The 12,783-nt window shown below is 47.4% G+C and carries 10 protein-coding genes and 2 pseudogenes; 6 read left to right on the forward strand and 6 right to left on the reverse strand.

Translation table 11 applies throughout. The annotated features are described in order from the left end of the window. Nucleotides 1-186 precede the first annotated feature (186 nt). Nucleotides 187-1,349: pseudogene (locus tag SYMBAF_RS05030) on the forward strand (IS3 family transposase); the annotation flags it as partial. Nucleotides 1,350-1,411: 62 nt separating this feature from the next. Next, on the forward strand, nt 1,412-2,110 hold the full coding sequence (locus SYMBAF_RS05035; protein WP_040266338.1) for a tetratricopeptide repeat protein: 699 nt from the start codon (nt 1,412-1,414) through the stop codon (nt 2,108-2,110). A 502-nt stretch (nt 2,111-2,612) separates the two neighbouring features. Here the strand turns inward: SYMBAF_RS05035 and SYMBAF_RS05040 are convergent. Beyond that, nucleotides 2,613-2,966, reverse strand: a pseudogene (locus SYMBAF_RS05040) (ISAs1 family transposase); the annotation flags it as partial. 101 nt (nt 2,967-3,067) lie between these two features. Here SYMBAF_RS05040 and SYMBAF_RS05045 point away from each other — a divergent pair. Together SYMBAF_RS05045 and dbpA are read left to right on the forward strand one after the other, a co-directional pair. Further along, nucleotides 3,068-3,283: a hypothetical protein gene (locus tag SYMBAF_RS05045; RefSeq protein ID WP_152609164.1), complete on the forward strand. Its 216-nt coding sequence runs from the start codon at nt 3,068-3,070 to the stop codon at nt 3,281-3,283. Nucleotides 3,284-3,481: 198 nt separating this feature from the next. Further along, entirely contained in the window at nt 3,482-4,867 is a 1,386-nt protein-coding gene (dbpA, locus tag SYMBAF_RS05050) for an ATP-dependent RNA helicase DbpA (protein ID WP_040266336.1), read from the forward strand. A 248-nt stretch (nt 4,868-5,115) separates the two neighbouring features. Here the strand turns inward: dbpA and SYMBAF_RS05055 are convergent, their stop codons facing one another. Next, nucleotides 5,116-5,679 carry a lipoprotein gene (locus SYMBAF_RS05055; RefSeq protein ID WP_040266334.1) on the reverse strand — a complete coding sequence of 188 codons (564 nt, stop codon included), beginning with the start codon at nt 5,677-5,679 and terminating at the stop codon, nt 5,116-5,118. A gap of 161 nt (nt 5,680-5,840) precedes the next feature. Continuing rightward, on the reverse strand, nt 5,841-6,089 hold the full coding sequence (locus SYMBAF_RS05060) for a hypothetical protein (protein WP_006709190.1): 249 nt from the start codon (nt 6,087-6,089) through the stop codon (nt 5,841-5,843). 213 nt (nt 6,090-6,302) lie between these two features. Between SYMBAF_RS05060 and rimJ the strand changes: the two genes are divergently transcribed. Both rimJ and murJ read left to right on the forward strand, forming a co-directional pair. Continuing rightward, nucleotides 6,303-6,887 (forward strand): ribosomal protein S5-alanine N-acetyltransferase, encoded by a 585-nt coding sequence (rimJ, locus tag SYMBAF_RS05065; RefSeq protein ID WP_040266332.1) that lies wholly within the window; start codon nt 6,303-6,305, stop codon nt 6,885-6,887. A 111-nt stretch (nt 6,888-6,998) separates the two neighbouring features. Beyond that, on the forward strand, nt 6,999-8,534 hold the full coding sequence (gene murJ / locus SYMBAF_RS05070) for a murein biosynthesis integral membrane protein MurJ (protein WP_040266330.1): 1,536 nt from the start codon (nt 6,999-7,001) through the stop codon (nt 8,532-8,534). Nucleotides 8,535-8,793: 259 nt separating this feature from the next. Here the strand turns inward: murJ and SYMBAF_RS05075 are convergent, their stop codons facing one another. From SYMBAF_RS05075 to SYMBAF_RS05085, 3 genes are all read right to left on the reverse strand, one after another. Beyond that, the gene (locus tag SYMBAF_RS05075; RefSeq protein WP_052447838.1) at nt 8,794-9,483 is read right to left on the reverse strand and encodes a DUF1120 domain-containing protein; all 690 of its coding nucleotides are present in this window, start codon (nt 9,481-9,483) and stop codon (nt 8,794-8,796) included. A gap of 439 nt (nt 9,484-9,922) precedes the next feature. Continuing rightward, a complete protein-coding gene (locus tag SYMBAF_RS05080; RefSeq protein WP_052447837.1) occupies nt 9,923-10,297 on the reverse strand; it encodes a fimbria/pilus periplasmic chaperone in 375 nt (124 codons plus the stop codon). Beyond that, nucleotides 10,294-12,771, reverse strand: coding sequence for a fimbria/pilus outer membrane usher protein (locus tag SYMBAF_RS05085; RefSeq protein WP_040266324.1), 2,478 nt, complete (start codon nt 12,769-12,771; stop codon nt 10,294-10,296). The genes SYMBAF_RS05080 and SYMBAF_RS05085 overlap by 4 nt, the downstream gene beginning before the upstream one ends. Nucleotides 12,772-12,783: the final 12 nt, after the last annotated feature.

A 12,783-nucleotide genomic window follows, 5' to 3' on the forward strand; every position in this document is an offset into this window, starting at 1 on the left:
AAAGAGGCAACCAATGAGCCTGGCGACGATAACCGGCAGATAAACAATCAAACCGGCGTTGATCGTTCGGGGAAGCCCTTATGGTTTTCATTCTACTGAGCGTCGAACCCATATTGTAGTGGCACACTGAATTTGGCCACCTGAACAGAGGTGATATGCTCACCTCAGGACATTACAGGTGCTTCAATGAAAAAAAGAAATTTCAGTGCAGAGTTCAAACGCGAATCCGCTCAACTGGTCGTTGACCAGAACTACACCGTGGCAGATGCAGCCAGTGCTATGGATGTCGGCCTTTCCACAATGACGCGATGGGTGAAGCAGTTGCGTGATGAGCGGCAGGGAAAAATACCTAAAGCCTCTCCCATTACTCCTGAACAAATTGAAATACGTGAGCTGAGGAAAAAAATACAACGTATTGAAATGGAAAACGAAATATTAAAAAAGGCTACCGCGCTCTTGATGTCAGACTCCCTGAACAGTTCTCGATAATCGGGAAACTCAGAGCGCATTATCCGGTGGTCACACTCTGCCACGTGTTCGGGGTTCATCGCAGCAGCTACAAATACTGGAAAAACCGTCCTGAAAAACCAGATGGCAGACGAGCTGTATTACGCAGCCAGGTACTGGAACTGCATAGCGTCAGCCATGGCTCTGCTGGCGCAAGGAGTATCGCAACTATGGCAACCATGAAGGGCTTCAGGATGGGACGATGGCTCGCCGGCAGGCTCATGAAAGAGCTGGGGCTGGTCAGTTGTCAACAGCCCACTCATCGGTATAAATGCGGTGGCCTTGAACACATCGCTATCCCGAATCACCTTGAGCGGCAGTTCGCAGTGACAGAGCCTAATCAGGTGTGGTGTGGCGATGTGACCTATATCTGGACAGGCAGGCGCTGGGCCTACCTCGCCGTTGTTCTCGACCTGTTCGCGAGAAAACCGGTGGGCTGGGCAATGTCGTTCTCACCGGACAGCAGGCTGACCATCAAAGCGCTGGAGATGGCGTGGGAGGCCCGGGGAAAACCAGCCGGAGTGATGTTCCACAGCGATCAGGGCAGCCATTACACAAGCAGACAGTTCCGGCAGTCACTGTGGAGGTATCGGATCAGACAGAGTATGAGTCGGCGTGGAAACTGCTGGGATAATAGCCCAATGGAGCGCTTCTTCAGGAGTCTGAAGAACGAATGGGTACCGGTGACGGGTTACATAAACTTCAGCGATGCAGCCCACGCAATAACGGACTATATCGTTGGGTATTACAGCGCGCTCAGGCCGCATGAATATAACGGTGGGTTACCACCAAACGAATCGGAAAACCGATACTGGAAAAACTCTAATGCGGTGGCCAGTTTTTGTCGACCACTTCATATTTTGGCGGCTTACCGCTTACGCCCCCTAATGACGGAGCTCCCTCAATGCAAAGAATTTTTATCCTTTTTTTATTGAGCATCGCAGCTGCCTGGGCCCAAACGCCTGAGAGCCCTTATCTTCAAAACGCACAGGTGGGTGACAGACGAGCACAGTATTATCTTGCCGACACACTTTTCAGTGCTGGTGAATATCAACATGCTGAAGACTGGGCAACAAAATCATCTGCGCAGGGAGATATGGATGCTCTTGCATTACTGGCACAACTAAAGATAAGTGGCACAGTCGTAGCTTTCCAGAAGGCTAAATCGTTAGCAGAACAATCTGTAGAGCTCGGTAGTAAACGTGGGGAAGTAATCCTAGCACGCATTTTAACTAATACCCAGGCTGGTAAACCTAATTATCCCCGTGCCATAAAGTTGCTCGAAAGTGCTTCACAAGATATAGAAAATGACTCTGCTGTAGATGCACAAATGTTCTTAGGTTTGATTTATGCCAACGGTGTTGGAGTTGCGCAGGACAATGAGAAAGCAACTTTTTGGTTTAAACGCAGTTCGTCCCTTTCCCGCAGCGGTTATGCTGAATACTGGGCTGGGATGATATTTTTAATAGGCGAAAAAGGTTTTATTACCATTAATAAGCTAAGGGCATTGCAATGGCTGAACCTGAGCTGCCTGGAAGGTTATGATACTGGTTGTGAAGCCTTTGAGCAGCTTCGGGCACCCGCTGAGCAATCACGAAAATGATGAATCATCACTGGTAGAGCAAAAATATGCCATTGAATAATTAGAACTGAAAGCATTAAATTGAACTGTCGGTTTTAACAATGAAAATTACCAGAATCATTGTTTGAAAAAGATTCTAATTCAGTATTCCCATAACACCACCTTTGTTAACTGTCGCCACATAAACTGTGACTTCCCCCAAGTATCCCCAAGGTAGTAACTGAATCGGATATTTTTCGATTGTTAATGCCTGGCATCCGATGGATATAAAAAAGCCAGTATCCATAGACACTGGCTTTTTTCGATGGGTTAAATTAGGTTAGATTATAAATTTATTTGCACTGGTTTCCCCCATACACCATCTGCGTTCCTCGGTGTTACAGTTACTTTTTTAGGTGCAGGACCACTACCATCCCAGAAATTCTCACAAAGCAATCCACCGTAGTAAGTTTTTCCGTTTTTATCTTCCCATTTGATTTCTGTACCGGATTCTGCTGAGCCACCATTGCTCTGATAATCGTAGGATATCACCAGCCCATGCACGTTTCATCGTTTTTCCGTCGATTGCAATGATGGATTTTCCGGCAGACTGCCGCCGCTCATTTATCCATCCCAGAAGGGCCTGAACCAGTAAATCTGTATCTAACATGCTAATTATATTGGCAATGCAGTGTCTTCGAGGGATGCCATTTTCAAAAGCACGGTATTTTTGCAGCCACTCCAGCTGAGCATCGCCAAAGACCTGAATATCTTTCCAGCCCTGCGCGCCGCTCAGAACGGCAGCTAAAACCAGAAACAGCACATCAAGAAGATTGTGCTTAACATTAATGTCCCTTCTCGGGTCAGGAACTGCGGATAAATGGTTGAAGATATTCACTATTGGCCCATAACTTTGATAGATACGGGTCAGATCATTCAATTTCAATAAAGTTCATTCAAAAGTGGGATCCCGCCCTGGGTTTTGGCCTAAGGCACAGCATGGATCATTCCCCTGAACGTATTAGAGTACCACGTTTAATTGCAACGCTGGAAAGCATAATCATGTGGTTGAGCGGATACTTATTTGAAAAAAAAGATGTATTTAAAATACCAGGCGAACACCGTGAAGCATCGCAGGCTAATATCGCTGTTAACGCTGGCGGAGAATGTATTCAGACATTCTCCGCAGATATTAAAATCAGTCTCACTGGATAAAGCACTACAAAAATTACATCGACGATATTCAGATATGGTGCTTATCTAATGAAAATTTCTGGGGATCCCTCAGGGGGAGACCATAGATTTTTTATGCCCGAACCCGAGGTAACTCAGCCCATCTCTGTTATCATCTCTGCTTGACTCGGTTTCCTCCAGTGGGGAGCTGCCATTCCCTGTCCTATAAGAGTTATCGCCGTGAGCACAGCTTCTTTTTCTTCCCTGCCGCTGCCAGCCGAACAGTTGGCAAATCTTAATCAACTGGGGTATGTCGAAATGACACCAGTACAGCGCGCTGCCCTACCCGCTATCCTGAAAGGGCAGGACGTGCGCGCCAAGGCGAAAACCGGCAGCGGCAAAACGGCCGCGTTTGGCATCGGCGTGTTGGATAACATCAACGTTGCTCTAGTTTCCACGCAGGCGCTGATCCTGTGCCCTACGCGTGAACTGGCGGATCAGGTGAGCAAAGAGTTACGCCGTCTGGCACGCTTCACGCAGAATATCAAAATATTGACCCTGTGCGGCGGCCAACCGTTGGGGCCGCAGCTTGATTCGCTGGTGCATGCGCCGCACATCGTGGTGGGTACACCAGGACGCATTCTGGAGCATCTACGCAAAAAAACCTTGGTGTTGGAGATGTTGAAAGTGCTGGTGCTGGATGAAGCAGACCGCATGCTGGACATGGGTTTTGCCGACGATATTGACGAGGTGATCAGTGAAACGCCACCGCAGCGCCAGACTCTGCTGTTTTCCGCCACCTATCCGGCTGATATTGAACGTATCAGCGCACGGGTGCAGCGTGAACCGTTGAAGATAGAAGTGGATAACGGCGATGCACAGACCACTATCGAACAGCGTTTCTATGAGACCACCGCCAATCAGCGTGCGGCGCTACTGGTGTCGGTGATCCGGCATTACCAGCCTGCTTCCTGCGTGGTGTTCTGCAACACCAAACGTGATTGCCAGACTGTGTTTGAGGCGCTTGAGGCGTACGGCATCAGTGTGCTGGCGTTGCATGGCGATCTGGAACAGCGCGAACGCGATCAGGTGCTGGTGCGCTTCGCCAATCGCAGTTGCCGGGTGCTGGTGGCGACCGATGTTGCCGCGCGTGGGCTGGATATCACAGAGCTGGAATTGGTGGTTAACTACGAGCTGGCATTCGATCCGCAAGTTCATGTTCACCGCATTGGCCGCACTGGCCGTGCTGGCAGACATGGTCTGGCTATCAGCCTGTGTACGCCACAGGAAATGGTGCGCGCACATGCTATTGAAGACGACATGCAGATGAAGATCACATGGGTGCCGGTGTCTGAATTAAGCGTGGTGGTCACTACGCCGCTGGAAGCCGAAATGACCACGCTATGCATTGATGGTGGCCGTAAGGCAAAGATTCGGCCTGGTGATATTCTTGGTGCGCTAACCAGTGGCGATACCGGGCTGACGGCGGCGGCAGTGGGCAAGATCGATATGTTCCCACAGCATGCCTACGTGGCGATCCACCAAGCCAGCGCCCACAAGGCAATGCAACAACTACAGCAGGGCAAGATCAAAGGCAAGCGCTGCAAGGTGCGCCTGATGAAATAACGCTATACCCATCATACTTCACGTTGTCTGTGCGTTAGTTTTCCCCGCTGGCCCCAGTCATTGACTGGGGCCAGCACCTGGAGATCTGCTGTGCTACCGCCTTCCTGCCACTCGTATAGGGTATATGCTGGGAGACCGCTTGCTCCCCGCTTAAAATAGCATAAAAGTCGCTATCACCATGGATGGCCGCCATTTCCACCAATTTGTAGCCCTATACAGCGGTACTGGGTTTTAATGAACATAGCGCCTCAGTCGCTAAACGGGATCACCAGCGCGCCCGGTTTAACTTCTAGTCCTTTCGCCAACGCCTTTGCCAGCGCTGCCGATTTGCTTTTATCCGGGTTCAGCACGTAAGCTGGTTTTTGGTCGAAGTAGGCTCTCAGTGATTGATTCAGATAGGGCGTCAGCGCATTCATCACCGTCTGTAATTTTTCCGGCTGCACGCTGTAGTCGGTTAATTCCATCTCTTTCAGGAAGATTGCACCTTTTTCACGGTCATAGACCGGTTGCGCTTTCAGCGTCAGCTTCAGGTCTGCGCTCTGTGGGCCTAGGATTGAGGTAATACTAACTTTAGCGTCACCCGAAAGGGTGACTTTTCCCGGCTCGCTGCGGCCGATTTGGCTGTGCAACTGCGTCAGCAGGATGTGGGCGTCCAGTAGCCCAGGTACGCTGATTTGTTTCTGATATTCATTGTGTTTTTGCAAGTAATCATTTATTTCCTGCTCGTTGAGGGTGTATTGGGTGAGTTGATTACAACCGGCCAATAGGCCGGCGAACATCAGGGCAGCAACGCCCAACAGGATCTTCTTCATTTGTGCCTCATAGCGACTGCCAGTAAAAATGCCACATATAATTGATTAAATTATCATTATAAGCACTTACTGGTTATGGAAGAAATGAATATTGGGCAGTGATTAGGGGGGTAAGGCGCACTCACCAGTATGTCAGTACGCTATTAGGCAGGCTGAGGGGACTATTTTTGTGTTGGCACTGAGTTGAGAACCTCGATCAGGTGGATACGCGCCTGCTCAAGATCGATCTGGTCACGCTCGTTGGCAGCGTTGACGATCTGCAATTGCTTGATGATTTCGCTTTTAAGGGAGGCATTTTCGGCGATGACCTGAGCTAACGCCTTCTCTACCAAGGTTGAGCGTGCGTACATCATGCGCAGGTTCAATATCATCTTTTCCAGCAACTGTGGTAATTGCATATCTTCAGCCATAGCCTAGGTCTCCAGTTGATGTTTTATTCACAGAGTGATTCGTTTGTTGATAATTTAATCTATTTTGGTGAGATAATTCGCGGTTTTTCGCATGATTTTTTAATGATGGGCATTTCGCCCCTGATGTTGATTGTCATCGCTGATAAGCGGGCTTCGGGGGCTTGCTAATAAATACCTCTTTCTTATCGAACCGTTCTGACTACGGGAGAAATGATGTCTGGCTATCGCGCTTCATCACCAAAAGTACGCCTTACTACCCACAGGCTGGTAGTGCGCCTAGTACATAAACGAGATGCTTATCGCCTGGCGGACTACTATGCTGAAAATCGCCTGTTTCTCAAGCCTTGGGAGCCGGTGCGTGATAACAGCCACTGCTCCCCCGCCGGTTGGCAGGTGCGGCTAGGTATGATCACCGAGATGCAAAAACAAGGCAGTGCCTACTATTTCATTCTGCTTGATGCGCAAGAACATGAGGTAAGAGGCGTAGCGAATTTTAGCAATGTGTTGCGTGATGCGTTTCATGCCTGTTTCCTCGGCTATTCGCTGGGTGAAAAATGGCAAGGGCAGGGGCTGATGTACGAGGCATTGCAACCCGCCATCCGTTATATGCAGCGTCATCAGTACATGCATCGCATCATGGCCAACTGCATGCCGCACAATCATCGTAGCGGCGCACTGCTCACCCGCCTGGGATTTGAACCTGAGGGGTATGCCAAGGATTATCTGCTGATCGACGGGCAGTGGCAGGATCATATATTGACGGCATTAACCCATAAGGAATGGTTACCGCCACGCTAGCGTCACCTGGGATGGTAGCTATTCTGCTGCGGATACGTAAACTTACCTGGTAGTTTCACTGACGCCTGCTGATGTAGGCGTCGATATTTATGGTACAGAGCAGAAAACGACATGAACCTACTAAAATCACTGGCCGCAGTCAGTACTATGACGATGTTTTCTCGGCTGCTGGGTTTTACGCGTGATGCTATCGTAGCGCGCGTTTTTGGTGCTGGTATGGCAACGGACGCCTTTTTTGTGGCGTTCAAGCTTCCTAACCTGCTGCGCCGCATTTTTGCTGAAGGGGCGTTCTCCCAAGCGTTTGTGCCGATCTTGGCCGAATATAAAAGTCAGCAGGGTGAACAGGCGACGCGCACCTTCATTGCCTATGTATCCGGCCTGTTGACGCTGGTATTGGCGATAGTGACGGTATTGGGCATGTTGGCCGCACCCTGGGTGATCTACACCACCGCGCCAGGTTTTGTCGATACACCGGACAAGTTCGCCTTGACCTCAGCACTACTGCGCATCACTTTTCCGTATATCTTGCTGATTTCGCTCGCTTCGTTGGTAGGTGCGATCCTCAATACCTGGAACCGCTTCTCGATCCCGGCCTTTGCGCCGACGCTGCTTAATATCAGTATGATTGGGTTTGCGCTGTTTGCCGCGCCTTACTTCCACCCACCGGTGTTGGCGATGGCCTGGGCGGTGATGGTGGGTGGTGTATTGCAACTGGGCTATCAGTTGCCGTATCTGCGCAAGATAGGCATGCTGGTGCTGCCGCGCCTCACATTGCGTGATGCCGGGGTATGGCGGGTCATGTGCCAGATGGGGCCTGCGATCCTCGGGGTGTCGGTCAGCCAGATCTCATTGATCATCAACACTATCTTCGCCTCGTTTCTAGTGTCTGGCTCGGTATCCTGGATGTATTATGCTGACCGCTTGATGGAGTTTCCTTCCGGTGTGTTGGGGGTGGCATTGGGGACTATCTTGCTGCCGTCGCTAGCAAAAAGTTTCTCCAGCGGTAATCAGGATGAATATTCACGGCTGATGGACTGGGGATTGCGCCTGTGCTTTCTGTTGGCGTTGCCGAGTGCTATCGCGCTGGGCATTCTGGCTAAACCGCTGACTGTTGCGCTGTTTCAGTACGGCAAATTTAGCGCCTTTGATGCGTCGATGACTCAGCGCGCGCTGGTGGCTTACTCGGTGGGGTTGATGGGGCTGATCTTAGTGAAAGTGTTGGCACCGGGCTTCTATTCGCGGCAGGACATCAAAACGCCGGTTAAAATTGCCATTATTACGCTGATTATGACTCAGGTGATGAACCTGACGTTTATCAGTTCACTCAAGCACGCCGGATTGGCGTTATCGATAGGTCTGGCGGCTTGTCTGAACGCTGCGCTTCTGTATTGGCAACTACGCCAGCAGAAGATTTTTCAGCCGCAGCCGGGTTGGGCGGTTTTTCTCAGCAAACTGGGGGCTGCCGTGCTGGTGATGGCGGGGGTGTTGATGAGCGTGATGTGGCTGATGCCGTGTTGGGATCAGGGCAATATGTTGGAGCGTCTGTTGCGTTTGGCCGTAGTGGTGGTTGCCGGGGTGGTGGCCTATTTTGCGGTGCTGGCGGGGCTGGGTTTCCGCCCGCGTGATTTCGCCCGCCGGGTCGCTTGATTTGGCGCTGTCGCGTAACTTCTTTATTGTCTTATAAGCACCTAGGGCCAAATGGCACTTACTTCGTTGATGCTGGAGTCTAGGGTTTTGATATCATTAACCAAGGTGAAACCGTAAGTTTCTGTTCGAATGCTCCCGCTGTTCCCAGCAATAATAAACGGGCCGCTGCCACGGCCCGTTTTGCTATTTGGCATTACCGTTTCAGGAACAATTAATTCATCTGAAACAACCAGTATTACTGTGAAAAAAGGGGACTATATCAGAAGTATGAAACGGTAAATTGTGCGGTCCCCTTGAAATTTACCTCTTCCGTAGCAGTAATTTTAGAAATTATATTTAACTGAGGCACAACATCGAAATCAAAGGTTAATACCTTGCCCTTTGCGGCTTCACCAATGTTTATATCTTTTTTCAATATGGTCCATTTCTCAGTTACAGGTATTCCCCAGTGCTCACTGAATAAATGAGTGGTAAATCCTTGCGTAGAAATATCCGTAGCTGACTTGACGCCAAAACTTTTATCGTTACGAATATCATCGTAAGATGAACCCGTGCCGATTAAAGTAAAGTTACCGATTTTTTGCTTGGATACCGGATCAAGGCCTAAGCCAAAAATTCGGTTGGCATCGTCACCGTTAGCGTATCCTGAACCAACTCTCATGCCGGCTATAGCCGTCGCTTTATATGGATCTGACACCGTAAATGACATTGCTGTCTCACCATCGCATGTCACCGTGAGCGATGCTTCCTTTTTAGGCAGAATGGTAAATTGTGTCGCACTTAAACTGTTGTGAGGAATGTTTCCCCAGTCAAGGTCATCGCTCCCTTTAGCAAAATTAACTGTACAGGCTGGCGGCACGATTTTACCTTTAACATTAATCTCGTTTGCCGCGTTGGCTCCAGAGACAGAAAATGCGCACAGCAAAGTCAAGGTAGTTACTTTTTTCATGTTTATCCCATAGTGTTAAATGATGTTTTTTACTCCGGCCATTTATTTTTTGCCGAAATTTGATTGCATTATTTTTCAAATCATACTGTCGAGTTTATTACCATCCTTAATAGTTATTGGTTAATAGGTTGTTTAATTTTATTAATGACATAATTATAGTCAGAAATGCTAGAGAAAATAACGTTACTGCCTGGCCGAGGAATGTAATCGGCTGGTAGCTTCACACAGATATTTGATGCAGGTAATGCATACGTTTTTGGCAGATTAAGCGAAATGTTATTCGGCTCTATCACAATGTTATCGGCAATTCGAATGACCATTTTTGTATCATTTGTTAGGCAGAGTTGATTTGCTTCGAATTTCCATTTCAAATATGTCCATTTATCATTTACCGGAGTATAACCGCGTGGCCGGATCACCACTGGGAGATCTTGGGTAATTAAAAATCAATGCGTGTTCCCCCTTTATTCTGGGTGGGAATACCGGAAAACTCCACCCTGGCCAGATGCTCTTTTTCCATCTTTTTGTTCGTCCGCAGCAATACGCGTATAACCTGAGTCTCTCCAGGCTGAACTAGGACTGCGGCTGGAGATGGGATCAGGGCACCATCGAAATCGTCATCTGCCAGGCGAACTATTTTTGAATAAAGCAGCATTGGTTCAGCATCAGTATTTTTAATCTCAATTGTGCCCTCTTTATTCTGTTCCTCAATGATGACTGCCGATGTGTTCGGTGTCATCCCTACTGAATATACGGCAGGGATATTGATGCAAAAGACTATAGCCATAAGATTTATGGAGATGTACTTATTCATTCTTTCTCGTCACAATAAACATTTATTTCAATAAGATCGCTTTTTACCGAGCTATCAACCGTTTCGCCATTAAAGTAACAGCGATTGTTTTCATTAGATTCGACGATGGCATGACCCATCGATAATTTATTTATATTATCTTCATCAATCATCAATATATTCTTATCTATGGTTCGCCCCAGAACTTCAGCATGGTCATTGACCACAGTAGTGCCTAGAGGGAAATTGTGCTTGTCATTTTTCAACTGTAAGAGATGCAAGCGCTCAGACTGGCCAGTATCAAAATTTACATCAGCAACGGCACCGCGCGTTACTGAAATATCCTTACGTGAGTTTTTCACCCAGGCACCGTCCGGCATGGATTTAGTGTCGATAGTGATCACATTACTATTGCCTATATGGAGTTGTGGTATCACCGCCAGGCCGTCATAATTGGTTATCGTCCGTCCCGTTGGCGCTAATAATGTTACATACCCCTTCATAGCAGTGTCTGCAATAGCAAAGGTATCTCGCACTCTTTCAGATGAAAATACCAGCCTGATTTTTGCCGCAACCAGAGAGCCTGACAGGTTTGCAGAATAGTTTCTATTATTACGACTATTCCCTGAGTAATACCAACTTGTATTATTGTATGGTGTTAGCCAGGAAGCACGAATAAAATGTCTTGCTTCATTATTGCTATTTATAGCCGAACGCTCTATCCCCGCACTTAGCTGTAAGTTATCGGTAAAGGTCTGAGAGAACGATGTACCAATACGAGTTTGTCCTTGGACATTATTTAAATAAGATGAAGAACTCCCTTTTCTCCCGCCAAGATTAAATGGAATATTCAAATTAGTGAACCATGACCATTCCCTACTTAATCTGTCATTATTACACCAGTTATAGCTTATACTCTGACTTAAAGCGTAACCATCACCAGACCAACTGCTGAAAAGAGATAATCCGTTACTTGATCCCGCGTCATAGGTGGTATTACGACTCAATGCAAGGCCGAGGCTTAAACGCTCCGTTGCGTTGAAGCTCCCTCCCATACTGGCCGTATAATGCATATTGTAATGATCGGGATAGCGATCATTTTGGCTAAAATATAGTCTGTCATACTGGCTCGAACCAAGATCGCGATAGTGTCTATTTTGCCAATCGAGAGAAAAATATGGATTTAAATTAACTAGCTGCGTTGATAGCATCACGTTAACCTTAGCTCCCAAATTACCATTTTGATCTTGCTTCGCAAGAGTGTAACTGACTTCACCTCTACTATTATAAGGGATCCAGTTAAACCCAAGCCCTAACCCAGTTGCCAGATAATGTGGTGTTACCAGCAGACCAGAAATGGGTTGAGCATAATAGTAAAAAGGAAAGCGGTACTCCATCCCGATAACCCAATCACCTGCAACGGTGTTTGCCTGTTGTCCCGCGAAGAAAGAGTATCTGGACGACATGCTTTCACTGACGGAAAACGCCGCTTTAGGAATGGTGAAACGCTGGGACACTCCCTCCGCAACTTTTATAACGACTTCTGCATCTGAAAAGGCGGTATGCAACGGTACATCGACAAAAGAAAAATTTCCGGCTGCGGTCGGGCGGCTAAAAATCAAACGATTCTGCTGAAAGACTTCAACCTGTGCAAATCCTGATGCCACACCGCTAACGGTCACCGTCGTATCGCCTTCAGCGAGTCCGGTGTGATTATCCATTGTCAGCCCCAGTACTTGGCCAGCACCAAACATTGTGTTACCTACGCCAATATAGCCAGTCCTCAGATGATAACGTCCTATTACGTCAGCCTCTAAATAAGAACTACTGAGAGATATGCTACTGTGGCTACTATGTTCACCCTGGTATTTACTGATATTTTTATTCCAGGAGAAGTTAGTGCGCATCATTACATTGTGAGTATTTATCCCGAAAGACATCAATGAGCTGATATTTTGATGGTTTGAACTGGCGCTGTCAGTCTTGTTACCGTAAATATCATAATTAAGAAATGCCCCGGTGCCACCAGAATATACTTTCTTATACCCTGCATTTTTATCAAAGAAATAGTCTGCTATATTTAAGTGCAGTGCATTATTGTTTCTTTTAAACACGGTTTCGAACTGGGAAACACTCTTTTCTTCCACGCATCCGCTAGATTCATTGATCAGTAATAACGCGGGTTTTATGTTGTATCTTACCAATATATCCTGGGTAATGCAGGCATTGCCTGTTTGACCAAAGTCGATATCCAGTGTTTCAGCGTATTTACCATTAATAGATAATCCAACGGTATTAACACCCAACGGTTTCGTACTCTGAGCGATAATTTGATTGATTGTTTTTTTATCTATTCCAAATGAATGGAGTATATTATCATCAAATTTAACACTCACTTCATTGTTATTATTCGTTGCCGCCAATACGTTAAATGAACTGAGTGTTAACAATATCGTTGTCGTGATACGCCAGGTGTAGCAAATAGCATTGCACATGATGAAAAAATT

It is taken from the genome of Serratia symbiotica (assembly GCF_000821185.2).
Lineage (GTDB): Bacteria > Pseudomonadota > Gammaproteobacteria > Enterobacterales > Enterobacteriaceae > Serratia > Serratia symbiotica.